28 protein-coding genes and 2 tRNA genes are annotated in these 24,386 nt (G+C 33.8%); 21 read left to right on the top strand and 9 right to left on the bottom strand.

Annotated features, from left to right (window positions below; genetic code table 11):
- Positions 1-86: 86 nt before the first annotated feature.
- Both QZQ55_RS03525 and QZQ55_RS03520 read left to right on the top strand, forming a co-directional pair.
- Positions 87-1,802, top strand: a complete 1,716-nt coding sequence (locus QZQ55_RS03525; RefSeq protein ID WP_295089915.1) for an ABC transporter ATP-binding protein — start codon at positions 87-89, stop codon at positions 1,800-1,802.
- Positions 1,792-3,531 carry an ABC transporter ATP-binding protein gene (locus tag QZQ55_RS03520; protein ID WP_295089912.1) on the top strand — a complete coding sequence of 580 codons (1,740 nt, stop codon included), beginning with the start codon at positions 1,792-1,794 and terminating at the stop codon, positions 3,529-3,531. The genes QZQ55_RS03525 and QZQ55_RS03520 overlap by 11 nt, the downstream gene beginning before the upstream one ends.
- Positions 3,532-3,563: 32 nt before the next feature.
- Here the strand turns inward: QZQ55_RS03520 and QZQ55_RS03515 are convergent, their stop codons facing one another.
- Positions 3,564-4,055, bottom strand: coding sequence for a hypothetical protein (locus QZQ55_RS03515; RefSeq protein ID WP_295089909.1), 492 nt, complete (start codon positions 4,053-4,055; stop codon positions 3,564-3,566).
- A 122-nt stretch (positions 4,056-4,177) separates the two neighbouring features.
- Between QZQ55_RS03515 and QZQ55_RS03510 the strand changes: the two genes are divergently transcribed.
- The 4 genes from QZQ55_RS03510 (at position 4,178) to QZQ55_RS03495 (ending at position 6,348) form a co-directional block, all read left to right on the top strand.
- Complete coding sequence (locus QZQ55_RS03510) at positions 4,178-4,894, top strand: acyl-[acyl-carrier-protein] thioesterase (RefSeq protein WP_295089906.1); 717 nt, start codon at positions 4,178-4,180, stop codon at positions 4,892-4,894.
- Positions 4,891-5,463 carry a hypothetical protein gene (locus QZQ55_RS03505; protein ID WP_295089904.1) on the top strand — a complete coding sequence of 191 codons (573 nt, stop codon included), beginning with the start codon at positions 4,891-4,893 and terminating at the stop codon, positions 5,461-5,463. Before QZQ55_RS03510 ends, QZQ55_RS03505 begins: the two co-directional genes overlap by 4 nt.
- Positions 5,464-5,503: 40 nt before the next feature.
- On the top strand, positions 5,504-5,698 hold the full coding sequence (locus QZQ55_RS03500; protein ID WP_295089902.1) for a DUF3791 domain-containing protein: 195 nt from the start codon (positions 5,504-5,506) through the stop codon (positions 5,696-5,698).
- Positions 5,699-5,850: 152 nt separating this feature from the next.
- The gene (locus tag QZQ55_RS03495) at positions 5,851-6,348 is read left to right on the top strand and encodes a CPCC family cysteine-rich protein (RefSeq protein ID WP_295089899.1); all 498 of its coding nucleotides are present in this window, start codon (positions 5,851-5,853) and stop codon (positions 6,346-6,348) included.
- Positions 6,349-6,503: 155 nt separating this feature from the next.
- Here the strand turns inward: QZQ55_RS03495 and QZQ55_RS03490 are convergent, their stop codons facing one another.
- Both QZQ55_RS03490 and QZQ55_RS03485 read right to left on the bottom strand, forming a co-directional pair.
- Positions 6,504-7,373, bottom strand: coding sequence for an RluA family pseudouridine synthase (locus QZQ55_RS03490; RefSeq protein ID WP_187012696.1), 870 nt, complete (start codon positions 7,371-7,373; stop codon positions 6,504-6,506).
- The gene (locus QZQ55_RS03485) at positions 7,370-8,173 is read right to left on the bottom strand and encodes a methyltransferase domain-containing protein (RefSeq protein ID WP_221711737.1); all 804 of its coding nucleotides are present in this window, start codon (positions 8,171-8,173) and stop codon (positions 7,370-7,372) included. Before QZQ55_RS03485 ends, QZQ55_RS03490 begins: the two co-directional genes overlap by 4 nt.
- Positions 8,174-8,260: 87 nt before the next feature.
- Here QZQ55_RS03485 and QZQ55_RS03480 point away from each other — a divergent pair, with 87 nt between their 5' ends.
- The 7 genes from QZQ55_RS03480 to fba all read left to right on the top strand — a co-directional run bounded on the left by QZQ55_RS03480 (position 8,261) and on the right by fba (position 13,345).
- Complete coding sequence (locus QZQ55_RS03480) at positions 8,261-8,806, top strand: TetR/AcrR family transcriptional regulator C-terminal domain-containing protein (protein WP_295089897.1); 546 nt, start codon at positions 8,261-8,263, stop codon at positions 8,804-8,806.
- A gap of 95 nt (positions 8,807-8,901) precedes the next feature.
- Positions 8,902-9,873 (top strand): aldo/keto reductase, encoded by a 972-nt coding sequence (locus tag QZQ55_RS03475; RefSeq protein ID WP_295089894.1) that lies wholly within the window; start codon positions 8,902-8,904, stop codon positions 9,871-9,873.
- Positions 9,874-9,937: 64 nt separating this feature from the next.
- Positions 9,938-10,207, top strand: coding sequence for a hypothetical protein (locus tag QZQ55_RS03470; protein ID WP_117458921.1), 270 nt, complete (start codon positions 9,938-9,940; stop codon positions 10,205-10,207).
- Between the two features lie 11 nt (positions 10,208-10,218).
- On the top strand, positions 10,219-10,950 hold the full coding sequence (locus QZQ55_RS03465; protein WP_295089891.1) for a TrmH family RNA methyltransferase: 732 nt from the start codon (positions 10,219-10,221) through the stop codon (positions 10,948-10,950).
- A complete protein-coding gene (locus QZQ55_RS03460; RefSeq protein ID WP_295089888.1) occupies positions 10,947-12,122 on the top strand; it encodes a MalY/PatB family protein in 1,176 nt (391 codons plus the stop codon). Before QZQ55_RS03465 ends, QZQ55_RS03460 begins: the two co-directional genes overlap by 4 nt.
- Positions 12,106-12,387, top strand: a complete 282-nt coding sequence (locus QZQ55_RS03455; RefSeq protein WP_295089885.1) for a hypothetical protein — start codon at positions 12,106-12,108, stop codon at positions 12,385-12,387. The genes QZQ55_RS03460 and QZQ55_RS03455 overlap by 17 nt, the downstream gene beginning before the upstream one ends.
- An 85-nt stretch (positions 12,388-12,472) precedes the next feature.
- Positions 12,473-13,345 carry a class II fructose-1,6-bisphosphate aldolase gene (gene fba, locus QZQ55_RS03450; RefSeq protein ID WP_295089882.1) on the top strand — a complete coding sequence of 291 codons (873 nt, stop codon included), beginning with the start codon at positions 12,473-12,475 and terminating at the stop codon, positions 13,343-13,345.
- Positions 13,346-13,429: 84 nt separating this feature from the next.
- Here fba and QZQ55_RS03445 read toward each other — a convergent pair whose 3' ends face one another.
- The 4 genes from QZQ55_RS03445 to QZQ55_RS03430 form a co-directional block, all read right to left on the bottom strand.
- Positions 13,430-13,873 (bottom strand): hypothetical protein, encoded by a 444-nt coding sequence (locus QZQ55_RS03445; RefSeq protein WP_295089880.1) that lies wholly within the window; start codon positions 13,871-13,873, stop codon positions 13,430-13,432.
- Between the two features lie 364 nt (positions 13,874-14,237).
- The gene (locus QZQ55_RS03440) at positions 14,238-14,444 is read right to left on the bottom strand and encodes a hypothetical protein (RefSeq protein WP_295089877.1); all 207 of its coding nucleotides are present in this window, start codon (positions 14,442-14,444) and stop codon (positions 14,238-14,240) included.
- Positions 14,445-15,006: 562 nt separating this feature from the next.
- Positions 15,007-15,372 carry a hypothetical protein gene (locus tag QZQ55_RS03435; protein WP_295089874.1) on the bottom strand — a complete coding sequence of 122 codons (366 nt, stop codon included), beginning with the start codon at positions 15,370-15,372 and terminating at the stop codon, positions 15,007-15,009.
- Positions 15,365-15,694, bottom strand: coding sequence for a PadR family transcriptional regulator (locus QZQ55_RS03430; RefSeq protein WP_006507095.1), 330 nt, complete (start codon positions 15,692-15,694; stop codon positions 15,365-15,367). The genes QZQ55_RS03435 and QZQ55_RS03430 overlap by 8 nt, the downstream gene beginning before the upstream one ends.
- Before the next feature lie 124 nt (positions 15,695-15,818).
- Here QZQ55_RS03430 and QZQ55_RS03425 point away from each other — a divergent pair, with 124 nt between their 5' ends.
- The 4 genes from QZQ55_RS03425 to QZQ55_RS03410 all read left to right on the top strand — a co-directional run bounded on the left by QZQ55_RS03425 (position 15,819) and on the right by QZQ55_RS03410 (position 19,629).
- Positions 15,819-16,250 (top strand): Rrf2 family transcriptional regulator, encoded by a 432-nt coding sequence (locus tag QZQ55_RS03425; protein WP_295089871.1) that lies wholly within the window; start codon positions 15,819-15,821, stop codon positions 16,248-16,250.
- Positions 16,251-16,386: 136 nt separating this feature from the next.
- Positions 16,387-17,682: an O-acetylhomoserine aminocarboxypropyltransferase/cysteine synthase family protein gene (locus tag QZQ55_RS03420; RefSeq protein WP_295089868.1), complete on the top strand. Its 1,296-nt coding sequence runs from the start codon at positions 16,387-16,389 to the stop codon at positions 17,680-17,682.
- A 21-nt stretch (positions 17,683-17,703) separates the two neighbouring features.
- Positions 17,704-18,636 carry a cysteine synthase A gene (gene cysK / locus QZQ55_RS03415; protein ID WP_295089865.1) on the top strand — a complete coding sequence of 311 codons (933 nt, stop codon included), beginning with the start codon at positions 17,704-17,706 and terminating at the stop codon, positions 18,634-18,636.
- 108 nt (positions 18,637-18,744) lie between these two features.
- Positions 18,745-19,629, top strand: a complete 885-nt coding sequence (locus QZQ55_RS03410; RefSeq protein WP_295089863.1) for an ROK family protein — start codon at positions 18,745-18,747, stop codon at positions 19,627-19,629.
- 26 nt (positions 19,630-19,655) lie between these two features.
- Here QZQ55_RS03410 and gltX read toward each other — a convergent pair whose 3' ends face one another.
- On the bottom strand, positions 19,656-21,080 hold the full coding sequence (gltX, locus tag QZQ55_RS03405; RefSeq protein ID WP_295089860.1) for a glutamate--tRNA ligase: 1,425 nt from the start codon (positions 21,078-21,080) through the stop codon (positions 19,656-19,658).
- A gap of 47 nt (positions 21,081-21,127) precedes the next feature.
- Here gltX and QZQ55_RS03400 point away from each other — a divergent pair.
- A tRNA-Gln gene (locus tag QZQ55_RS03400) sits at positions 21,128-21,203 on the top strand.
- 68 nt (positions 21,204-21,271) lie between these two features.
- On the opposite strand, the gene QZQ55_RS03395 is transcribed toward QZQ55_RS03400, so the two are convergent.
- A tRNA-Glu gene (locus QZQ55_RS03395) sits at positions 21,272-21,347 on the bottom strand.
- 221 nt (positions 21,348-21,568) lie between these two features.
- Between QZQ55_RS03395 and QZQ55_RS03390 the strand changes: the two genes are divergently transcribed.
- The 3 genes from QZQ55_RS03390 to rpmE all read left to right on the top strand — a co-directional run bounded on the left by QZQ55_RS03390 (position 21,569) and on the right by rpmE (position 24,259).
- On the top strand, positions 21,569-22,849 hold the full coding sequence (locus QZQ55_RS03390; protein WP_295089857.1) for a UDP-N-acetylglucosamine 1-carboxyvinyltransferase: 1,281 nt from the start codon (positions 21,569-21,571) through the stop codon (positions 22,847-22,849).
- 20 nt (positions 22,850-22,869) lie between these two features.
- Complete coding sequence (gene asd, locus QZQ55_RS03385; RefSeq protein ID WP_295089855.1) at positions 22,870-23,955, top strand: aspartate-semialdehyde dehydrogenase; 1,086 nt, start codon at positions 22,870-22,872, stop codon at positions 23,953-23,955.
- 100 nt (positions 23,956-24,055) lie between these two features.
- Positions 24,056-24,259: a 50S ribosomal protein L31 gene (rpmE, locus tag QZQ55_RS03380; protein ID WP_006507087.1), complete on the top strand. Its 204-nt coding sequence runs from the start codon at positions 24,056-24,058 to the stop codon at positions 24,257-24,259.
- Positions 24,260-24,386: the final 127 nt, after the last annotated feature.

Genomic DNA, 24,386 nt, shown 5'->3' with positions numbered 1-24,386 from the left:
TTCTCCTATAGATTCTATATAAAATATATATTATACATATAGTATAAAACAAGATTATAATGTTGCAAGGACAGGGAGGAAAAAACATGTATTTAATAAAATATTTAAAGCCTTATAAATGGCAGGCCATTTCAGGCTTCATATTTAAACTCATAGAAGCATTTCTAGAATTATGTATACCAATGGCTGTAGCTCTTATTATTGATAACGGTGTGGCGGTACATAATACAAACTATATTACTAAGATGGCTTTTGTGATTTTTGGTTTATCTACAGTAGGATATGCAAGTTCACTAGTCTGTCAGTATTTTGCATCACTTACATCACAGGGTGTAGGGACACTTATGCGTAAAGATATGTATCGTGCAATCAACCGTTATGATTATCAGGATCTTGATATTATTGGTACACCCTCTTTAATCACAAGAATCACCAATGATATCAATCAGATCCAGTTAGCTGTTGCCATGGTTATTCGCTTATGTTCAAGATCACCATTCTTAATTATTGGTTCTTTGGTCATGAGCTTTGTCATCAACTGGCAGGTGGCTTTGATCTTTGTGATTGTTGCACCACTTATTGCGTTTAGTATCTATTTTGTCATGAGCCATACAGCACCTATGTATTCTCATATCCAGCATATTCTAGATAAAGTATCTCTTATCACAAGAGAGAACTTATCAGGTGTCAGAGTCATCCGTGCTTTTAACCAGCAGGAAAATGAACAGAAACGTTTTGAAGAAACAACAACAAAACAAAAAGAAGAACAGATTATTGCCGGTAACTTAAGCGCAGTATTAAATCCAGCTACTACAATCATTGTGAACTTTGGAATTATCGCAATCCTCTATATCTCAGGCTTTAAGATCAATGCCGGCAATATGACACAGGGAGAAGTCATCTCTCTTATTAACTATATGAATCAGATCTTACTTTCTATGTATGTCTTTGCGAATGTTATTGTGATCTTAAATAAAGCCAGTGCATCATATAAAAGATGTGCAGATGTATTAAGTCAGAAACCAGGTATTATTCAGGGAATCAATGAGGCACCAAGTGACTATCAGAACCTTATTACTTATGATCATGTTTCATTCTCATACTATTCTGGTAATGCCTTAAATGATGTGTCATTCAATATCCTTCCAGGTCAGACAATCGGTGTTATTGGAGGTACTGGTTCAGGTAAAACAACACTTATTAACCTGATTCCTCGTTTTTATGATGTCACTGAAGGTGAAATCCGTATCAAAGATCTTCCTATTAAATCATATAAGTTTGAAGACTTAAGAAAAATGATTGGTATTGTTCCTCAGCAGGCAACACTCTTTGGAGGTACAATCAGAGAAAATATGCAATGGGGTAATCCTCAAGCCACAGATGAAGAAATCTATGAAGCATTAGAACTCTCACAATCTAAAGAATTCATCGATAAGATGACAGAAGGATTAGACACCTATATTGAACAGGGTGGTAAGAATGTATCTGGTGGACAAAGACAAAGATTGACTATTGCCCGTGCATTAGTCAAAAAACCAGAAATACTTATTCTAGATGATAGTGCGAGTGCACTAGATTTTGCGACAGATGCAAAACTTAGAAAAGCCTTAAGCACGCTTAATATGACAGTTATTATTGTCTCTCAAAGAGTGAGTGCTTTAATGCATGCGGATTCAATTGTGGTATTAAGTCATGGTGAAGTTGTAGGACAGGGTACTCATGATATGCTTATGAATACATGTGATGTATATCAGGAAATCGTCATGTCACAGATGGAAGGAGGACAGAATAATGAAGAATAAAAGTACTTTAAAAAGACTTATGGCATTCTGTCGTCCTTATCGTATCTATCTTGTAGGTGCATTATTATTTTCTACAATTAACATTATATTCACTCTTTTGACACCAATTCTTATTGGGAAAGCCATTGACCAGATGATTGGCTATCATCAGGTTTTCTTCCAGGGGCTAAGTCAAAAGATCTTCTATATCGCTTTTTCTGTTTTGATGACTGCATTATTCAACTATCTCTTAGTCAGAGCATCTAATAAGATGACTTATGAAATCACAAGAGACTTAAGAACAGAACTCTTTAAACAATACCAGATTTTACCTCTTTCTTATATTGATTCTCATACACATGGTGATATGATGAGCCGTATGATTGCGGATATTGATCAGATTTCAGATGGTTTATTACAGGGCTTTACGAACCTCTTTGGTGGTATTGCGACAATCATCGGTACGATTGGTTTTATGTTATATGTGAATGTCAAGCTGGCTTTGATTGTGATTGTATTAACACCACTTTCTTTAATTGTCGCAACACTTATTGCGAAATATACATTCAAGTTTTTCCAGGAACAATTATCTATTCGTGGAGAAATGAGTGGTTTTGTAGAAGAAATGGTAGGTAATCAGAAAGTTGTCAAAGCATTCCAGCATGAATCAATCAATGAAGAGAAGTTTGATGAAATCAATGATCGTTTATTTAAGAGTGGTGTTAAATCACAGTTCTTAGGTGCACTTGCGAATCCTTCTACACGTTTTGTGAATGCGATTGTCTATGATACAGTATGTATCTATGGTGCCTTTAGTGTCATTGGTGGAGGTCTTACAGTAGGTGGTTTATCATCATTCCTTACTTATGCCAATCAGTATACAAAGCCATTTAACGATATTTCTAACGTATTTACTGAATTAGAAACAGCTTTAGCCTGTGCTGAGCGTGTCTTTAAGATCATTGATGAACCAGCTATTAAAAAACCAGAACATCCTGAGACTATTGATAATCCACAAGGTGTTATTGACTTGAACCATGTGAATTTCAGTTATACACCTGAAAGACCATTGATTACTGATTTTAACCTTCATGTCAATGCAGGTGAAACAATTGCGATTGTAGGACCTACAGGATGTGGTAAAACAACACTTATTAACTTATTAATGCGTTTCTATGACCCTCAAAGTGGTTCTATCTCTATTGATGGTATCAATACACAAACGATGGATCGTTCTTACTTAAGAAGTCTCTATGGTATGGTATTACAGGATACATGGTTATTTAAAGGTACTATTAGAGATAATATTGCGTATGGCTCAAATAATGCGACAGATGAAGAAATCATCGAAGCAGCTAAAAAAGCCCATGCCCATAAATTCATTATTCAGTTAAAAGGTGGTTATGATGCGATGCTGGCAGAAGAAGGCAGTAACTTATCACAAGGACAAAGACAGCTCTTATCTATCGCAAGAATCATGTTAGCGAATCCACCAATGTTGATTCTTGATGAAGCCACTTCATCAATTGATACACGTACAGAAAGACAGATTCAGGATGCTTTTGATACAATGATGATTGGTAGAACAACCTTTATTGTAGCTCATCGTCTCTCTACTATTCAAAAAGCAGATCAGATTATTGTGATGAATGATGGACATATCATTGAACAGGGTAAACATGAAGAACTATTAAAGAAGAATGGTTTCTATCATAACCTCTACTATAGTCAGTTTGAAAAACCAAACTAATAAAAAAAGATTCCTCACGGAATCCTTTTTTATTAGCTTCTTCCTGTTACTGCTTTTCTTAAGAGTTGTTTATCAACCCAGCGTGTAGAGAATCTGAAGTTCTTCTGTGCGAATACAAATGTGATTTCGTTATTTGTATTGAAGTTGATTTTCTTCATCTTACGATAATCGATAAGAAGACGACCTACAAGCATATTTTTTCTACCAACTAATACAAGGTTCGCAATCTGCATTGAATAGATGATTGAATAAATAGCCCATACACTTAAAGCGTTTGAAATGTAGTTCATTTTGTGAGCATTGTATGTTGAAATCATAAAAGCGATACAACCAAATAATACTACAAAATAAAGTACTGTAAGACCACTATAAAAAGCCTTACCTGCAGGACTCATACAGAATTTTAATGAATGATCTCTTTTCTTAGATTTAATAATAGTTACAACTACATTCACAATCATATATGTAAAGTAGAGACCAACGAGTCCAACAAGAAATGCAAGTATAATTAAAACCTGATCCATTCTGTTCTCTCCTTTATTCTTCTTATAATTATACATTGAACTATTCATTTTGGCTATACCCTATTTGTATGGACAAATGAAAAAGAAGAAGTATAATACATAAAAAAAGGGGGAAAATGAAAATGTATACACTTCATTACACAATACAGAACGATCAATGCGACTATACAGGTCGTTTAAGAGATGAAAATATATTTGTTTATTTCTCACGTTTAGCAACTGTAGATGGTTCTTTATCAGGATTCTATAAAGAATCCATGAAGGGAAAGTATGGTTATGTTGTTTCTAAACAATCACTTATATTAACTGAACCTATTTATGAAGATGATGAAATTACTCTTACTACAGAGATTGGACATTATTCTAATGTGATTTTTCCTCGATTCTACTATATAGAAAAAGAAGGTAGACGTATTGGTGAATGTCGTTCTATCTGGACTCTTATTGATCTAAAGAGACGTCGTATTACATCTCCTAAGCGTGCAGGATTGACTCTTCCTGATAATCCTGATCTAGTCAAAGAAGAGCCAGAAACACTATCTACGCATGCTGATAGACAATTAATCAGTACATATACTGTACCTTATAGTGATATAGATACAAATAGACACTTAAACAATACCCATTATCTACGTATCGCTTCTAACTTAATACCTGTAGAAGCCTATGAAAATCATTTCATGGATTCTATTTCTATTAACTATAAAAAAGAAATACTCGCCCATCAGACAATTGAACTCTATCTCACGCATATTGATGATACTTATATCATTGAAGGAGATGTAGAAGGAGAAAACTGCTTTATTGTAAAATTACACATGAAGGAGCATACAAAATGAAAAAAGAACTTCCTATCATGATCTTTCACAAAGACAATCAAGAATATTATGGTGGAGACCAGGATTGGTTTCCTGATGAATGGGCAAGACGTGCAGGATGTGCAAGTGTCTGTGCTGCAGATATGGCCTGTTTCTATGAACATAAGCTAGATATCTCTTATCTAGATTTTTTAGAATTAATGAAAAAGATGTTTAAACTCAATACTCCAGGTATTATGGGTTTCCCATATTTCTATAAGTTTGCGAAGAACTTCAAGAAGTATATGAAACATATTGGTTTGAATGTAGAACCTATTTATCAGAAGATTACTGAATCCCCTGAACAGGGTGTACATTTTGTGAAAACAGCTATTGATCAGGGTCATCCTATTGGTATGTTGATCTTAACTCATGAAGCACAGATATTAGAAGAAGAAACATGGCATTGGATGTGTATTACTGGTTATGAAGAAACAGCATCTGATACATCTATTATCTTCTCATCATGTGGTGAGCGTGTATGTGTTGGTGCTTCTACACTCTTTAATAAGAGTCATAAGAATATTGTGAAGTTAGTAACGTTTAATTAAAGGAAAATTCATAATGCGTAGGGAAACCGAAATAACCTTTATGCAAACGAGGTTAATCCGACTTGCTTCAGAAGAGTGGCAGTTACCTGTTGAACAGGTTATTCACATATTTAAAAAATATGATGTTCTTGGATATATTGAGATAGGTTATGGAATATTTAGTTGTGAAGGTGATGAAGCTGTTTTAGATGATATCACTGATTTCTTGAAAAGAAAGGGTGAGAAGATATGGTGAAACTTTCAAAATTCTGGTGGAATGGACCAACATACATAGCTGAAATGTATATGCAGTAATAACAAAAGATGGATATGTTGTGACTTATTATAAACCGACTAATGGTTATAAATACTATAAAGATCAAAAGAAAATGAAAGGAAAAAAATAATATGACAATTAAAAATTTCAAGCCAATGGAGTGTCCAATTTGTCATCAGTATTTTTTTTCAGATGATACAGATTTGGAAAAAGAAGATCCTGAATATGAAGGAAAAGAAGATGATTATTGTTCACATTGTGGGTGGAAGTATGATTTATATCAGATTGAACATCCTGATGTGCCAAATCTGACGAATGAATTATCTTTAAATGATTATAAAAAATGGTTTCAATCAAAAATTGATGAAAATCCAAAATATGATTATACAGAAGATAATTATACAATGACTCCACATATTTGTCCGATATGCGGAAAATATGAATTTGAAGATACAGATTCTCATGATATTTGCCCTTTTTGCGGATGGGAAGATGATGAACTAATGGAATCTGAGCCAAGTGAATGGGCTGAATCTGCTAATCCACTTTGTTTAAATGATTATCGTAAAGATTATCAGCAAAAAATAAAGGACAATCCCGATTATAGATGGAAATTAGATAGGAAATAAAACAAAGCCATTGAATGCTATCAACATTCAATGGCTTTGTTAAAGGATACATATATCCTCCAACTATGCAATCATATTCTACTAATTTTTAACTTGATTTTCAATAATAATAGTTCATTTGGTAATATGATTACTATCTATTTGTTACAGTCCTTTTAAAATTCCATAGGACTATATAAATTAATCTCAAGATGAGTAATTGGTTCTTCAAACTTGATATAGGCTGCATGAAGTGCTAAACGTGGATAATCAGAGCCTTCATTATAAAGGGAATCACCTAGAATAGGATGACCAATAGAAGCCATATGAACACGGATCTGATGCTTTCTACCAGTCTCTAGACGACATCTTACAAGTGCATGATCTTCCTTATTTTCTAGACACTGGTAATAAGTCACAGCAGGAATACCCTTAGAATGAACACGCATCTTAGAAGGACTGTGTCTATCCTTGCCTAAGTTCTGTTCAATTTTATATTCCTTACCTTCTTTGATATGACCCTCTACATAAGCCAGATATTCTCTTTGTATCTCTTTAATAGACAATGCATGATCTAGATAAGCCTGTATTAAATGACACTTACAGAATACTACTAAACCACTTGTATCATTATCTAAACGATGAATATAACGAACAGGAATATCATATCCCTGTGTCATATAATAAGCACTCACTCTATTAGATAAGCTGTCTGTCTTATGAGGATCATCTGGATAAACCGCAATCCCAATAGGCTTATTCACAACAAGAATCAGATCATCCTCATATACAATATCTATATCCTGAAAGTCAGGTGCATATGTTTCATCATCATGTTCATAAGCAAGAACATCTAATACATCATTTGTATGAAGTATAGGATTCATATTAAATACATGATTGATTTTATAGTCTTTATTCTGTTTTAATAAATGAATTGTTTTGCGTGATAAATGCAGATCTGCCCACAAATCAGATAAAGGACGATTTTCATATTCTTCATCAATAGTGATAAGAAGATGCTGTCCCTGTTTCTTTATTCTCATGGACGATATACAGTCACTTTAATATCAATAGTGACATCAAGTGCTTCTAATGTATCAAGAACATCACGCTTTTCTTTCTTGATATGATAATAATGTGGTGTCATCTTTAAAAGATTTAATGCATCTTCACGATTCTTAATAGAAATAGTTTTCTTAAAATCATGACTCTCTAATACATTAAATGGAAGACGGATATACTTATCAGACTTAGTCTTTACTTCATCATAAATCAAATGTTTAATTTCAATTAAATGATCTCTATTGGCAGTTACATGGATAATATAACCATCCTCTTTAATACATCTAGCAAGTTCTTCCTGATTGACTACAGTGAACATTGCGGTAATAACATCCATAGAATGATCAAGTACTGGAATATTCTTAGAATTACCTACAATCCAGTGAATAGACTTATCATACTGTGTAGCCATTCTTACAGCTAATTTAGAAATATCTAAACCACAATATGTATTCTCATCACCAAGAATCTGTTTCATACGATATGTATAATAACCTTCACCGCAACCTAGATCTAGTATATTTAAAGGACCTTCCTTCTTCTTGATTTCATTCACTACTTCAAAAAGAATAGGATCATAATAACCTTTATCAAGATAAGCCTTTCTCGCAATCAATGATTCCTTAGAATCACCTGGATTATTAGATGCCTTATCAGGATTTAAAAGTAGATTCATATACCCCTGACGGGCAATATCATAACAATGGTTATTAATGCATTTACATGTTTTACCTTCAATTTCTAAAGGTTCATGACATTTAGGACATGCAAGTATACTCATTTTTATTTACCTCGTTTCTATTGCTTATTCGCAATGATATAATAGCATACTTTATATGAAAGATGTAAAATAATTGAGGGTGATAACATGAATATAAAAAAAGCTTTTTCTAATAGTCTTCTCTTACTTTTGAATAAGAAACCATTAGCTAAGATCACCATAGGAGACTTACTAGAGTATACTGAACTCTCAAGACAGACATTCTATAATCATTTTCTAGATAAGAATGATCTTATTGCCTATGTTTATGACACAGTGATTGTGAATGAGTTTGATGAAGATATGTCTATTGACTTTAAATCATCACTCACTCAGACATTAAACAGCTTAAAGAAATATGAAACTTTCATTGAACAAGCCTGTTTAATAGATGGACAGAATTCATTAAAGGAGCATATGCTTCATCATTGTATAGAATTTGATTTAAAGTGGCATGAACACTGTATAGGAGAACCATTATCCAAGGAACTTAAATTTGCGACACTCTACCATACCAATGCCTCTCATAGTATGGTCCTTCAATGGATTCTAGATGGTATGAAAGAACCAATAGATGAACTTGTAGACAACATCAATCATATGCGTTACTTAGGTTTAAAGGATCTATTGAAAAATCATTCTCCATATAGATAATTGTCGCTATTTGTCTACTTATGGATAGAAGTACCTTTTTGTCTTTCGCTATTTATTCTTGTATATATTATGATAGTTCCAGGAGGACGAATACTATGAAATATACATTAATAGGCACTTTAAAAGTTTCACAGATATGTTTAGGATGTATGGGATTTGGAGATGCATCTCAAGGTATGCATTCCTGGACATTACCTTATGAAGACTCTAAAAAGATTATTTTCCATGCTTTAGAATCAGGCATCAACTTCTTTGATACAGCGATGGCTTATCAATCAGGAACAAGTGAAGAATACTTAGGACGTGCTATTAAAGAGTATGGACATCGTGAGGATGTTATTATTGCGACTAAGTATACACCTAAGAGTGATGATTCTATTGATTCAAGAACATATTTCACTGAGTGTTTGAATAATAGTTTAAGAAGACTACAGACTGATTATATTGATCTCTATATTATGCATATGTGGGATTATCAAACTCCTATTGAAGAAACATTAGAAATACTCAATGACTTCATTAAAGAAGGTAAAATCAAAGAAATAGGTATTTCTAATTGCTTTGCATATCAACTTGCAACGGCCAATACTATTGCGAAAGAAAGAGGCTTACAAGGATTTGTAAGTGTACAGGGGCACTATAATCTGATTTTTAGAGAAGAAGAAAGAGAAATGAAGCGTTATTGTGATGAACAAGGTATTGCGATGACACCATATAGTGCACTTGCATCAGGACGTCTCGCAAAACATCCTGGAGAAACATCACAAAGACTTGAAAAAGATACATATGCGTTAGGTAAATATGATGCATCAAGTGATTTGGATTTAAAAATCATTCAACGTGTAGAAGAACTTGCATCAAAGCATCATGCTTCTATGAGTGAAGTATCATTGTCCTGGCTGATGTCTAAAGTGGCAGCACCTGTTGTAGGAGCAACTAAGCTTAAGCATGTTGATACAGCTGTACTTGCGACAGAACTTGAATTAAGTGAAGAAGAAAAACAATATCTAGAAGAACCATATCAGCTACATCCACTCGTGGGTGTCATGGCAATTAATCCTAAATAGTCACATTATTTGTGACTATTTTTTTGTTCTATTGTATAATAGATGAGATGAAGGAGGAGTACTTATGGGACTATTTTCTAGAAAATCAAAGGTGGATTATGACCTTGTATTTAGAGAACAATATAAATCATTAAATCGTATTCATCAGCAGGCACGTGATGAATTAGATTACAAAGTAAAAGAATCATTAATGGAGGTTGTAGTAGAAAAATATCGTGAACTACTAGAACTCATTGATAAAGGGGCTAAACAAGATCCTAAACACTTTGAAGCATTAAAAAAGAATGCAGAAGATGAATTACAGACTATAAAGAATATTAATGAAGATGCATAGAGGAGAAAAATATGAAGTTATATAAAAAAGGCGATGACTCCTCTTATACATTAGGTGTCTTTCCTACAATAGAATTATTAGAACATAAACCAGATATTGTGAAAAGAGTGGTTGTACACTCTTCAATAGAAGAAAACAGAGGATATCCTAAAATCAAGGAATTATGTGCATTACATCATATTCCTATTGATGTGCATGATGCGACAATTAATAAGCTTTCACCAAAGTCTAATTGTTATGCGATTGGGGTATTTAAAACATTCTATGAACCTTTACAGAAGGGGAATCATATTGTATTAGTGAATCCTATGGATATGGGTAATATGGGAACAATTATGCGTACAATGTTAGGGTTTGGTTATCAGGACTTAGCTATTATTCGTCCGGCAGTCGATATTTTTAATCCTCATGTTGTCCGTTCTTCTATGGGTGCATTATTTTCTTTACGTATTCATTATTATGAAAGTATTGATGAGTATCTTAAAGAGTTTGGTGATCATCAATGTTATCCATTTATGTTGAAAGGTGCTAAGAATATTCATCAGGTGAAACCTGTGACACCTCATTCACTGATTTTTGGAAATGAATCATCTGGATTAGATGATATTTATATGACATATGGACAAAGTGTCTTTATTCCTCATACGAATGCGATTGATTCACTTAACTTGGCACAGTCTGTCGGTATTGGTTTATTCCACTTCTCACAGGCTGCATTTAATAAACAGGAGGTACTACGATGAAATATGATTTTGATACAGTCTATGATAGACATCATACAAACTGTGCAAAATATGATGCAGGTCATACAGATGATCCTGATATGATTCCTATGTGGGTTGCAGATATGGATTTCAAAACATTACCAGATATTCCAGAAGCACTCTCAAAACATGCATTAGATGGTATTTATGGTTATAGTACAATCCCGGAAGAATACTTAGAAAGTGTTGTAGGATGGATGAAACGTAGACATGATTTCTATGTTGAAAAAGACTGGATTGTGCCTACACCGGGTGTTGTCACTGCCTTTCATCTTGCAGTAGAAGCTTATACTCAAAAAGAGGAGAGTGTATTGGTACTTACACCAGTTTATTATCCATTCTATCGTGCTATTAAAAACAATGGCAGACGTATTGTAAGAATGCCTCTTGATTTAAAAGATAACCAATATACACTTGATTACAAAGCATTTGAAACTAAGATTATAGAAGAAAACGTCAAAATGATGATCTTCTGTAATCCACATAATCCAGTGGGTAAAGTATGGACTAAAGAAGAACTAAAAACAATTGGAGATATCTGTAAAAAACATAACGTTTTTGTAGTATCGGATGAAATCCATATGGACTTTGTCTATACACCTCATAAGCATATCGCATTCTATGAAGTGGATTCTGAATATAAGAACTTTTCAATTGTATTAACTGCAGCGTCTAAGACATTCAACTTAGCGGCACTTCAGACTTCTGCAGCTATTATTGCGGATGAAAAACTAAGAAATCAATTCAAGAAAGTGAAGATGAGTCATTCTATTTCTGATCCTACAATATTCGGCTTTATTGCGACAACAGTCGCTTATACTAAGGGCGATGACTGGGTTGATCAGCTTCTAGATTATATTAAAGGTAATATGGATTATCTTGATCACTTCCTTAAAACTGAATGTCCTGGTATGTCTTTAATTGATCCACAAGGCTTATATCTTGCCTGGGTGGATATGAGAACACTTGGTATGAGTAATGAAAAACAGGAAGACTTCATGTTAAATAAAGCACATCTTTGGTTAGATGAAGGTTATGTGTTTGGTGAAGAAGGATCAGGTTTTGAAAGATTTAACTTAGCATGTCCAAGAAGTACTTTAGAAAAAGCATGTTTACAGTTAAAGAAGGCATTGGATGAAAGATCTGCATAGTTTAAGACTACAGGGCTATATTGATGATCTGACTTTGGAATATGCTTATGAGTACACCAATCTACAATTAAAGAAGTTTCTTCATACAGATATAGCCTACCAACAGACACTTGCAATACGCTTATTAAATAAGCGTATTGGTTATCAGAAAGACTATCAGAAGCAGTTAAAAGAGATACTTGATGATAATCCTGCTTATTATACAAAGCTAGAAATAGAAGGCTTTTTTAGCCTCTTAAATGAAAAAGAAAATAAAGTAAAATAAAAACGTTTACATCTTTTGATTTTTCTAGTAATAGACAAGAAAAAAGAGTATTATGGAAGTATAAAAGAAAAGGAGAGATAATATTATGGGATTAGTTTCCGCAACAGAAATGTTAAAAAAGGCTAAAGCAGGCCATTATGGTGTTGGACAGTTCAACATCAATAACCTTGAATGGACAAAGTCTATTCTTTTAGAAGCACAGGAATTAAATGCACCAGTAATCTTAGGTGTATCTGAAGGTGCTGCAAAATATATGACAGGTTTCAAAACTGTAGCTGCTATGGTTAAAGCAATGGTAGAATCTTTAAATATCACTGTACCAGTAGCATTACACTTAGACCATGGTTCATATGAAGGTGCTAAGGCTGCATTAGAAGCTGGATTCACTTCAATCATGTTCGATGGTTCTCATTATTCAATCGAAGAAAACATCGAAAAGACTAAGGAATTAGTAGAATTATGCCATGCTAAAGGTGTATCTATCGAAGCTGAAGTAGGTTCAATCGGTGGAGAAGAAGATGGCGTTATTGGTATGGGTGAAGTAGCAGATCCTAAAGAATGTAAGATGATTGCTGATTTAGGTGTTGACTTCTTAGCTGCTGGTATCGGTAATATCCATGGTGTATATCCTGCAAACTGGGCTGGTTTACAGTTCGAAGCATTAGATGCTATCCAGAAAGAAACTGGTATCTTACCATTAGTTCTTCATGGTGGTTCAGGAATTCCTGATGAACAGGTTAAGAAAGCAATTGGCTTAGGTGTATCTAAGATCAACGTTAACACTGAATGTCAGTTATACTTCCAGAAAGCTACTAGAAAGTACATTGAAGAAGGTAAGGATCAGCAGGGTAAAGGTTATGACCCTCGTAAATTACTTGCTCCAGGTGCTCAGGCTATCAGAGACTGCGTAAAAGACAGAATGGAAGTATTTGGCTGCATCGGTAAAGCTGCTGAATAATTTATGTAAGAGAGAAGCTTAGGCTTCTCTTTTTTTTACGTTCATATAAAAAGATTCCTACCACAAATGTGGTAGGAATAAAAGTTAGTTCCAGTAATCTAATTGATCATAATCAGTATAATGTGTTGAGGATGAAAGTTTCTTATAATTATTTTTATTCATTTTCGCATATTCTTTTATTTGAGATTCATCACTCTTATTTGATTTAGTCACAAGTACATCTGATTCATTTGATAATCTATAGAAACGATATGCATCATTCTTTATTACAACAGTATAAGAAGGTGAACCATAACGTGTTTTAGTTTCATCATACTTCTGTATACCATTAGGTAAGTGATCAATAAAATCAACATCTTTTAACTTATTAGATATAGAAGTTGATTTAAAGAAAGAATAACCTTTCTTCTTTTCTCCACTTACAGTAACTTCTGATAAATAAGAACTAGAACTAGGTACTACAAATACTGCAATAACTGCAATTACTAAACAAACAACAATACTTACAATAATCTTTTTTGATTTCATAGGGTCTCCTTGTATTTGAGTTTATTATAATATACAAAAATTCACAGGTTATTATTAAAGTAATTCCAAAGATGTTGTACTTGTGTATGTAATGTTTCTAGTTATATCTCATCCTTTCTTTGTTGTAACATATAACTTATACAACTGTTGATCACTATTTAATGCATCCTTTTACATTAATCATTATACATCATATATATAACAAGCAATTATGAATTATCAGTAATGGTGGATGATAGCGACATAAAAGTATTACATCATACATGACTACTATAATAAGAGAGGTATGTTTAAAACATATCCCCCTAATAGCATAAAAATAGATCACTTGGATTAATTGAATCCATCAAAGTAGTTATAGAGATTATTTCTTGTTATTTGTGAGTAATAAGGCAGTTATATACATGATGAATAAGCTATTTGTAATATTATAAGCTACTATAGAGATACCTACAAGTGGTCCTGCATCTCCTGCAAAGAATACAAATGCGAAATAGAGCAGGAATGAAATAATCATCCCTAAAATGTAAAACATGATAACTGTTTTTAGATTACTAAAAAAATCTTTCATATACGTTCTCCTGATTAGTAGTATTGTTGTTGAATGCATTTAAAGAAGCATAAGTAAAAACAAAAATATTAGAAGATAGAATTGATAATAGAATTTGCTCATGATTTAATCTACTTATATTATGTAAGTACTTACAAAAATATTATACACCATATATAAAATAAGTAAATAGAAAGTATAGATAAATATGATAGTGAATTTATGTGTAAGGATGATTTTTTTGGTTATTATAGAATAAGTATTTTTTAATTTAGATATATGGATCAAATAATAAATGTTATGTTCTGTTATGGAGTACGGTAGTTATCTATAAAATTAAAAGGGACGTTTTTTTTTCGTCCCTTGACTTAAATGATTTGATTTTGCGGTGAATTATCTTAATGATAACTAAGGTAACTTTCCGTTGCTGATGCAATAGCTTTTTTCAAAGATTTATATGATGATCTATTAGTGATTTTCCATAGAGGCTAGGACAAGTAGCTTTTATATCAGAATTGATATGTGTTGCACTATTGCTATTGTATATAAATCAGCCCTTAACTGATTCTCTTTCAAATATTGACTAATCATCATATGTGATTTCAATCACTTCTCTATCTATAAAACTTTTTCTTGCTTCATATGCAATAGATATAAACTCTACTACAAATGCAACCAATATTAATACTAAAACAGTTATAAACACTTTCTTGTAACTTCTCTTATGCTTTTGCACAGGTGAATACAAATCATTATCATCAATATACTGATAATAAATATTTTCAGGTTCTCCAAACTGTTCAACTAAGTCATCATAGCTCATTGTATCTACATTAGGATACTCATCAATAGTTTTACATATATGGTCATATACAGACCTTTTTTCTTTTGGTACGTTATTAAACAAAGATTTTAATTCTTTCTTATATTTCTTTAATGGTTTACTCATCGTCAATTCCCTCCAATATATAATCGATACTCTTAACCATATCATGATATTCTTTCATCATTTCAAGTAGAAGATCACTTCCTTTTGGAAGTAAATGATAATAGACTCGTATCTTTCTTCCTACCTGTTTCTCAGAAGAAGAGATATACTCCCCTTCCATTAATTTATATAATATCGGATATAAAACGCCATCTTTTAAATCAATGACTTGATTGCTTTTTTCTCTAATCTGATTTGATATTTCGTAACCATAACAATCTCCATGATAAAGAACGGCTAATACTAACAAATCTAGTTTAAATAAATTATTTTTTCTACTCATATTCTTTCACCATTTAAAATTCTAACATCAACTATTTGTTACATCAATGTTTAATTCTATTGTATTCTTGACTTACCCTATAACCCCCTAGTATACTAGGTATATATAAAAGGAGGAATAGATTATGATGATATCAACTAAAGGACGTTATGCTTTACGTGTCATGATTGATTTAGCACAGCATGATCGTTCTAAATATATACCATTAAAAGAAATAGCGGCAAGACAGGATATTTCTGAAAAGTATCTAGAAATTATTATTAAATCTTTATCTAAAGAACACTTTGTAGAAGGTTTAAGAGGTAAAGGTGGGGGATACCGTTTAACACATGCTCCAGAAGACTATAGTGTTGCTTCTATTCTTAAGATTACTGAAGGAACATTAGCTCCTGTATCATGTTTAGCAGATGAATGTAATACATGTGAAAGAGCATCTTATTGTAATACATTATCTATGTGGACTGGTTTACATAAAGTGATTACAGACTATTTAGAAGGTGTTTCTTTAAGTGATTTAGTGCCTGCTTCTTCAAATGGTGATGATTATGTCATATAATCATAAATATAATTGAAATAATTTAGAAAATACGAAATATATGCAAAAAATATTATAAATATAGTTGACGAGTAGGTTTATCACTGCTATAATCCCATTAACCTATCAAACAAATAGGGTTAAGGAGGAAACATACATGTCTAATAAAAACTATCATTTCGAAACACTCGCATTACACGTAGGACAGGAAGAAGCTGATCCAGTAACTGACGCTCGTGCAGTACCTATTTATCAGACTTCATCTTACGTTTTTCATAACTCAGATCATGCAGCAGCTAGATTCGCATTACAGGATGCTGGTAATATCTATGGCCGTCTAACAAACCCAACTGAAGATGTATTTGAAAAAAGAATTGCGACTTTAGAAGGTGGTGTAGCCGCCTTAGCAGTAGGTTCTGGTGCAGCTGCAGTGACATATGCAGTACAAAACTTAGTGGCTGCAGGTGACCATATTGTATCTGCAGAAAACATCTATGGTGGAACATTCAACTTATTCAAACATACATTTACTGATTATGGTATTACTACTACATTTGTAGATGCATTAAATCCACAGGAATTTGAAGATGCTATTCAGGAAAATACAAAACTTGTTTATATTGAAACTTTAGGTAACCCTAATTCAGATGTTGTAGACATCGAAGCAATTGCGAAGATTGCACATAAACATGGTTTACCATTAGTTATTGATAACACATTTGGCACACCTTACTTAATTAGACCAATTGAATATGGTGCTGATGTTGTTATTCATTCAGCAACTAAGTTCATTGGTGGCCATGGTACTACTATTGGTGGTGTCATCGTTGATGCAGGTAAGTTTGACTGGGCGGCACATGCAGATAAATTCCCACAGCTTGTTGAGCCAAACCCATCTTATCATGGTGTAAGCTTTGCGAAAGATGTAGGAGCCGCTGCTTATATTACAAGAATTAGAGCTATTTTATTAAGAGACATGGGTGCCACTCTTTCACCAATTCATGCTTGGATCTTCTTACAGGGTCTAGAAACACTTTCGTTACGTGTAGAAAGACAGGTAGAAAATACATTAAAGGTTGTAGAATACTTAAATAACCATCCACAGGTTGAATCTGTATCACATCCTTCAGTATCTGCAGATCCATCTCAGCAGGCATTATATAAGAAGTATTTCCCTAACGGTGGTGGATCAATCTTTACATTCAACATCAAGGGTGATGCAAGAAAAGCAAAAGATTTCATTGATAACTTACAGTTATTCTCATTACTTGCAAACGTTGCAGATGTGAAATCTTTAGTTATTCATCCAGCTTCTACTACACACGCAGAAATGAATGAAGAAGAATTAAAACAGGTAGGTATCCAGCAGAATTCTATTAGATTATCTATTGGTACTGAACATATTGATGATATTATTGCAGACTTAGATCAGGCTTTTGCTGCAGTAAAATAACAAATTCGGAGGAGAATTAACATGAGTAAGGTATACACTAGTGCTGACCAGTTAATTGGCCATACACCATTATTAGAATTAACACATTTAGAAAAGAAATATAATCTAGAAGCAAAGATAATCGCAAAGGTCGAATACTTCAATCCCGCAGGAAGTGTTAAAGATAGAATTGCGAAGAATATGCTTGATGAAGCAGAAAAAGCAGGAAAAATCAATAAAGATACTGTCTTGATTGAACCTACTTCAGGTAATACAGGTATTGGTTTAGCTTCTGTTGCAGCTGCAAGAGGTTATCGTATTATTATTGTTATGCCAGAAACAATGTCTGTAGAAAGACGTACATTAATGAAAGCATATGGTGCTGAACTTGTCTTAACAGATGGAAGCAAGGGTATGAAGGGTGCTATTGCGAAAGCAAATGAACTTGCAGAAGGAATTGAAAATAGCTATATTCCAGGACAGTTCGTTAACCCAGCTAACCCACAGGCCCACTATTTAACAACAGGACCAGAAATCTTTGAAGACTTAGATGGTCAGGTCGATTACTTTGTCGCTGGTGTAGGTACTGGTGGAACAGTGACTGGTGTTGGACAGTACTTAAAAGATAAGAAACCAGACGTAAAAGTAGTTGCAGTAGAACCAGATTCATCTCCAGTACTATCTACTGGACAGGGTGGTGCGCATAAGATTCAGGGTATCGGTGCAGGTTTCGTACCTGATGTCTTAGATACAAAGGTATATGATGAAATCATCCGTGTAACTAATGAAGATGCGTTTGCGACTGGTAAAGAAGTAGGTCATAATGAAGGTATCTTAGTAGGTATTTCTTCAGGTGCTGCTGTTTATGCTGCGATTGAACTTGCGAAAAGACCAGAAAATAAAGGAAAGACTATTGTAGCCTTACTACCAGATACAGGTGACCGTTATCTTTCAACTCCTTTATTCCAGGATTAATATCAAAAATCAAGGTGTAACTGCCTTGTTTTTTTGTGTTTCATAATTAGAAATAATATAAGACTTATTATAAATCTATATTATGATACTCATTAGGAGGAATCAGAAATGGAATATTTAGTATTTGATGTAGGGGGTACTGCGATTAAGTACGCCTTAATGAATGATGAATTAGAAATGCTGGAAAAGGGGAGTGTACCTACACCACATGATACATTAGAAAACTTCTTAGAAGTAATTAAGAGTATCTATGAACAGTATAAGAATGTCGATGGTATCGCAATGAGTTTACCAGGATTATATAATAAGAAAACACACAAAATGCAGGTACCAGGAGCATTAGAATACAATCAGGATGTCGATGTCCTAGAAGAAATAAAAAAGGTCACAACAGAACGTGTTGTGATTGAAAATGATGCTAAATGTGCAGCACAATGTGAAGTGACATTTGGTTCTTTAAAAGGAACTGATGTTGGTGCTGTATGTATTTTAGGTACTGGTATTGGTGGCGGTATAACTATTGGTGATCGTGTCTTTACTGGTGGTCATGGCTTTGCGAGTGAATTCAGTTATCTTTCTACTAAGTGGACAGATAAGAATGGCTTTGATAGTAAGTGGGGCATGGATGGCAGTGTCTTAAGACTTGTAAATGGCATTAAGAAGGCTGTGGAAGCCACTGATCCATTTGATGGTATAAAAGCCTTTGAATACTGTAATAACGGTGATACAAGAGCTTTAAAGGTCTTAAAGGATTATACAGACACTATTGCGATGGGATTATTTAATATCCAGGCAGCAGTCGATCCTGATTGTATTGCGATAGGTGGAGGAATCTCTAAACAACCTATTTTAATGGCTTATATCCAGAAGTCTTTAGATGAACTCTATGAGAAGATGCCTGTGCCTATTCCACAAGTTAAGTTAGTACAATGTAAATACAATAATGATTCTAACCTAATCGGTGCACTTGCAAACTATAAGAAAGTATACTAAAAGAGGCTCAATATGAGCCTCTTATTTTATTCTGCTGATTCAGCAACTGATTTCTTTAAATCTTCAATCGCAACTCTAATTCTTCTTAAAGTTTCTTCTTTACCAAGAATATGAGCGATTTCTACAGCACCACCAGGAGTAAATGCTTTATTTGATAATGCAACACGGATAGGCCACATAATACGTCCATTCTTTAGTTCATGGCTCTTAGCGATATCCATCATCATGTTCATTAATCCTTCGTCATCATCATAATCTTCCCACTTTTCAAGTTCTGGTAAAGATAATTCTAATGCTTCTAAAGAGTTTTCAGGATTAGTCTTCATCTTCTTATGTTTATAGATAGTTGCATCAAAAGGTAATGTTTCATTGACGAAGTCCATTAATTCTGGAATGTCAGCTAATCTTTCAACACGTGGCTGTAATGCTTTAGAGATTTCTAATGTATTTACAGGAATAGTGATGAAGTCATAGTAAGGAGAAGCCACTTTGTGGAATTCTTCTAATGACATGTTTCTTAAATAAACACCGTTCATCCATTTTAACTTATCAATATCAAAGATTGCTGGGGCTTTAGAGATATGTTCAATGTTGAACTGTTCAATTAAATCATCTAATGAAAGGATTTCTTCATCAGCTGGAGACCATCCAAGTAATGCAATGTAGTTAAGGATGGCATCTTTTAAATAACCCTGTTTTGTTAAATCCTGATAAGATGCATCACCGTTTCTCTTAGATAACTTAGCATGTTCATCTTTCATTACTGGTGGTAAATGGATGTAAGTAGGTCTATCCCATCCATATGCATCATATAGAAGGTTATATTTAGGTGTAGAAGCTAAATATTCATTACCACGTACAACATGAGTAATACCCATTAAATGGTCATCTACAACGTTCGCAAAGTTATAAGTAGGGAATCCATCACTCTTAATTAAGATAGAATCATTTAAAGTAGTACAATCTACTTCAATATGACCATAGATTTCATCATCAAAAGTAGCTTTACCCTTATCAGGGATAGTCTGTCTAATAACATAAGGAACACCTGCTGCAAGCTTTTCATCAATTTCAGCCTGATCAAGCATACGACAAGGATCATAATCATTGTCAGCATCTTTATCACAGAAACAATAATGAGCACCGCCTAGCTCAATAAGCTTCTTAGCATATTCATGATAAATAGGAAGTCTTTCAGACTGGATATAAGGTCCACAATCTCCAGGCTTATCTGGTCCTTCATCCCAGTTAAGACCAGTTTCAGTTAAAATATCATAAATTAACTGAGTCGCACCTTCAACTTCACGGTTCTGGTCAGTATCTTCGATTCTTAAAATAAAGTCGCCGCCCTGATGTTTAGCGATCAAATAACAGTATAAAGCTGTTCTTAAATTACCGATATGCATGTACCCTGTAGGGCTTGGAGCAAATCTTGTACGAATTTTTGTCATTTTTCTCTTTACATCTCCTAAAATATATGTATAATATAAATTGCTGTTGGGGTATAGCCAAGCGGTAAGGCAGCAGACTCTGAATCTGCCATTTCACTGGTTCGAATCCAGTTACCCCAGCCATTTTTTTTATACAAATAAACATTTTAAAAAGAAAGCCTGGCTTTCTTTTTTTTATTCGCATAAAAAAATGGTAGTCCGTAGGGGGTTCGAACCCCTGAATGCTTGGATGAGAACCAAGTGTGTTGACCACTTCACCAACGGACCATGTGTGCATAGTATATCATGTTTTTTTTAAAAGTAAAATATTCTTTTATTAAAAAGGGACATTTACTTTCTGTTTTCTTTGTGATTTTCAGAGAAATACTATATAATGAATTCGTCGAGATAAAATCCAATATTTTGACTTAAACTTTTTAACTTTTAACTTAATTGTTTTTTTAATATATATAAACTTTAAATAACCTTAACGAAAGGATTGTATAAAAATGGCTGAAGAAGTAATTGCTATCGAAGGCGGACATAAACTTAACGGTACAGTCACTATCTCAGGTGCGAAGAATGCGACTGTAGCACTAATCCCTTCTATTGTTCTCTCAGATGAACCAGTAGAAATATATAACGTACCAGAAATCTCAGATGTTGATGCGTTAACCGTATTATTAGAAGAATTGAATTGTGTTGTTGAAAGGGATAAATCCGTAGGTGAAATCGGTGTAGATCCTAGAAATATGAAAAATATACCACTTGTAAGTAGTGCAGTTGATAAATTAAGAGCGTCTTATTATTTTATGGGTGCATTACTTGGTAAATATAAAGAAGTAACTATTAGAATGCCTGGAGGATGTTATTTAGGACCTCGTCCTATTGATCTTCATTTAAAAGGTTTTGAGGCATTAGGTGCTGAAATTAATTATGATGAAGAAACAGGAACATATCATTTAAAGGCTGATGAACTTATTGGAACTGAAATCTATCTAGATTTTGCTTCTGTAGGTGCAACTATCAATATTCTATTAGCTGCAGTAAAGGCTAAAGGCCGTACTATTATTGAAAATGCAGCGAAGGAACCAGAAATCATTGATGTAGCCAACCTTCTTACAAAGATGGGAGCTAAAATCCGTGGTGTTGGTACAGATACTATTACTATTGATGGTGTAGAACATATGCATGGTGCATATCATGAAATTATTCCTGATCGTATTGAAGCAGGTACTTTCTTGATTATTGCAGCTGCAATTGGTGAAAAGATGGTTATTCAGAATGTTATTCCACAGCATCTAGATGCACTTATTTCTAAATTAAAGGAAATGGGCGTTAAGATGGAAAAGATTGGCGATAGCATTGTTGTATATGGTAATGATGGTAACTTAAAGCCTGTTGAAGTACAGACACAGATCTATCCAGGATTTGCGACTGACTTGCAGCAGCCTCTAACTACTCTATTAACACAAGGTAATGGACAATCTAAAGTATCTGAAACTATTTATAAAGAAAGATTTAAGCATTGTGCTCAGCTTAATAAGATGGGAGCAGATATCGAATTAGGTGAAGCATGTGCTTATATTAAAGGCAAAACACCTCTACATGGTGCAAGAGTAATGGCTACAGATCTACGTTGTGGTGCTGCCCTTGTGGTAGCTGGTTTAATGGCAGAAGGTAAAACGGAAATTACAAATGTCTACCATATTGACCGTGGTTATGATAATATAGACCACAAGCTCATCACATTAGGAGCACACATTACTCGTTATATGATTGACGATTAATGTTGATAGGAGGAGAAGCTATGAGTGACAAGTTAAAAGTTGGTATTTTAGGTGCGACTGGTATGGTTGGACAGAGATTTAATACTCTTCTAGATAATCATCCATGGTTTGAAGTGACTACACTTGCGGCTAGTAAGTCTAGTGCGGGAAAGACTTATGAAGAAGCAGTAAAAGGCAGATGGAAGATGGATACACCTATTCCTGAAGCAGTCAAGAACATTGTCGTTAAAGATGTTGCGGATGTTGAAGATATTGCGAAAGAAGTTGATTTTGTATTCTCAGCAGTTAATATGAGTAAAGATGAAATCAAAGCGATTGAAGAAGCATATGCAAAGACAGAAACACCTGTTGTTTCAAATAACAGTGCACATAGATGGACACCTGATGTTCCTATGGTTATTCCAGAAATCAACCCAGAACATTATGCTGTCATTGAAGATCAGAGAAAGAGACTTGGAACTAAGAAAGGTTTTATCGCAGTAAAGCCTAACTGTTCAATCCAGTCTTATACACCTTGCTTAGCAGCATGGAAGGAATTTGAACCAACAAAGGTTGTTGTAAGTACATACCAGGCTATTTCTGGTGCTGGGAAGACTTTCAAGGAATGGCCAGAAATGGTAGGAAACATCATTCCTTTAATCAGTGGGGAAGAAGAAAAGTCTGAACAGGAACCATTAAAAGTATTTGGTCATATTGAAAATGGTGAAATCGTTAAAGCTGAAGGACCTATTATTAGTGCACAGTGTATTCGTGTACCAGTATTAAATGGTCATACAGCAACTGTTTCAATTAGTTTTAATAAGAAACCTACTAAGGAAGAATTAATTGATCGTTTAAATAACTTCAAGGGTCAGCCACAGGAGTTTAAGCTTCCACATGCACCTGAACAGTTCATCAGATACATGGAAGAAGAAAACCGTCCACAGGTCACATTAGATGTAGACTATGAAGATGGTATGGGAGTTTCTATTGGTAGACTTAGAGAAGATAACATCTTCGATTATAAGTTTGTAGGTTTATCTCACAACACTTTAAGAGGTGCTGCAGGTGGTGCTGTTGAAAGTGCTGAAATGTTAACAAAATTAGGTTATATTACTAAGAAATAAATTTTAAAAAAGCTATTGTATTTCAGTAAAAAATGATGTACAATACACTAGCAACTTACTTTGAAGTAGCAAATATTTCAAGGCGGAAGGAGATAAGACAATGAGAGCTGGAATTCATCCAAATTACAAAAAAGTTAAAGTAATCTGCACATCATGTGGTAACGAATTCGAAACTGGTTCAGTTTTAGATGAAATCCGTGTGGATACTTGTTCAAACTGTCATCCATTCTACACTGGTAAACAGAGATTTGCGAGTGCTGATGGTAGAGTTGAAAAATTCAATAAGAAATACGGTCTTAAATAAGACGCAAGAACCTGTTCTACAGGTTCTTTTTTTTATGCAAAAAAAGATGTCCGTACTATGTAAGGACATCTATTGGGTCTTTAATTTTTGTGGGGGTCAGACCTTCGCTCTAAATATTTGGGGGTCT

The organism is uncultured Catenibacterium sp. (genome assembly GCF_900540665.1).
Taxonomy (GTDB): domain Bacteria; phylum Bacillota_I; class Bacilli_A; order Erysipelotrichales; family Coprobacillaceae; genus Catenibacterium.
Note: the sequence above shows the minus strand (reverse complement) of the source record. Positions and strands in the feature narration are given on the sequence as shown.

Coding starts and splice junctions, on each gene's coding strand:
- QZQ55_RS03480 (WP_295089897.1), top strand. CDS start 8,261: ATGAATATAAAAAAAGCTTTTTCTAATAGTCTTCTCTTACTTTTGAAT.
- gltX (WP_295089860.1), bottom strand. CDS start 21,080: ATGACAAAAATTCGTACAAGATTTGCTCCAAGCCCTACAGGGTACATG.
- QZQ55_RS03440 (WP_295089877.1), bottom strand. CDS start 14,444: ATGAAAGATTTTTTTAGTAATCTAAAAACAGTTATCATGTTTTACATT.
- QZQ55_RS03455 (WP_295089885.1), top strand. CDS start 12,106: ATGAAAGATCTGCATAGTTTAAGACTACAGGGCTATATTGATGATCTG.
- QZQ55_RS03425 (WP_295089871.1), top strand. CDS start 15,819: ATGATGATATCAACTAAAGGACGTTATGCTTTACGTGTCATGATTGAT.
- QZQ55_RS03445 (WP_295089880.1), bottom strand. CDS start 13,873: ATGAAATCAAAAAAGATTATTGTAAGTATTGTTGTTTGTTTAGTAATT.
- QZQ55_RS03485 (WP_221711737.1), bottom strand. CDS start 8,173: ATGAGTATACTTGCATGTCCTAAATGTCATGAACCTTTAGAAATTGAA.
- rpmE (WP_006507087.1), top strand. CDS start 24,056: ATGAGAGCTGGAATTCATCCAAATTACAAAAAAGTTAAAGTAATCTGC.
- fba (WP_295089882.1), top strand. CDS start 12,473: ATGGGATTAGTTTCCGCAACAGAAATGTTAAAAAAGGCTAAAGCAGGC.
- QZQ55_RS03525 (WP_295089915.1), top strand. CDS start 87: ATGTATTTAATAAAATATTTAAAGCCTTATAAATGGCAGGCCATTTCA.
- QZQ55_RS03495 (WP_295089899.1), top strand. CDS start 5,851: ATGACAATTAAAAATTTCAAGCCAATGGAGTGTCCAATTTGTCATCAG.
- QZQ55_RS03410 (WP_295089863.1), top strand. CDS start 18,745: ATGGAATATTTAGTATTTGATGTAGGGGGTACTGCGATTAAGTACGCC.
- QZQ55_RS03475 (WP_295089894.1), top strand. CDS start 8,902: ATGAAATATACATTAATAGGCACTTTAAAAGTTTCACAGATATGTTTA.
- QZQ55_RS03505 (WP_295089904.1), top strand. CDS start 4,891: ATGAAAAAAGAACTTCCTATCATGATCTTTCACAAAGACAATCAAGAA.
- QZQ55_RS03500 (WP_295089902.1), top strand. CDS start 5,504: ATGCAAACGAGGTTAATCCGACTTGCTTCAGAAGAGTGGCAGTTACCT.
- QZQ55_RS03470 (WP_117458921.1), top strand. CDS start 9,938: ATGGGACTATTTTCTAGAAAATCAAAGGTGGATTATGACCTTGTATTT.
- QZQ55_RS03460 (WP_295089888.1), top strand. CDS start 10,947: ATGAAATATGATTTTGATACAGTCTATGATAGACATCATACAAACTGT.
- asd (WP_295089855.1), top strand. CDS start 22,870: ATGAGTGACAAGTTAAAAGTTGGTATTTTAGGTGCGACTGGTATGGTT.
- QZQ55_RS03510 (WP_295089906.1), top strand. CDS start 4,178: ATGTATACACTTCATTACACAATACAGAACGATCAATGCGACTATACA.
- QZQ55_RS03520 (WP_295089912.1), top strand. CDS start 1,792: ATGAAGAATAAAAGTACTTTAAAAAGACTTATGGCATTCTGTCGTCCT.
- QZQ55_RS03465 (WP_295089891.1), top strand. CDS start 10,219: ATGAAGTTATATAAAAAAGGCGATGACTCCTCTTATACATTAGGTGTC.
- cysK (WP_295089865.1), top strand. CDS start 17,704: ATGAGTAAGGTATACACTAGTGCTGACCAGTTAATTGGCCATACACCA.
- QZQ55_RS03420 (WP_295089868.1), top strand. CDS start 16,387: ATGTCTAATAAAAACTATCATTTCGAAACACTCGCATTACACGTAGGA.
- QZQ55_RS03430 (WP_006507095.1), bottom strand. CDS start 15,694: ATGAGTAGAAAAAATAATTTATTTAAACTAGATTTGTTAGTATTAGCC.
- QZQ55_RS03515 (WP_295089909.1), bottom strand. CDS start 4,055: ATGGATCAGGTTTTAATTATACTTGCATTTCTTGTTGGACTCGTTGGT.
- QZQ55_RS03490 (WP_187012696.1), bottom strand. CDS start 7,373: ATGAGAATAAAGAAACAGGGACAGCATCTTCTTATCACTATTGATGAA.
- QZQ55_RS03435 (WP_295089874.1), bottom strand. CDS start 15,372: ATGAGTAAACCATTAAAGAAATATAAGAAAGAATTAAAATCTTTGTTT.
- QZQ55_RS03390 (WP_295089857.1), top strand. CDS start 21,569: ATGGCTGAAGAAGTAATTGCTATCGAAGGCGGACATAAACTTAACGGT.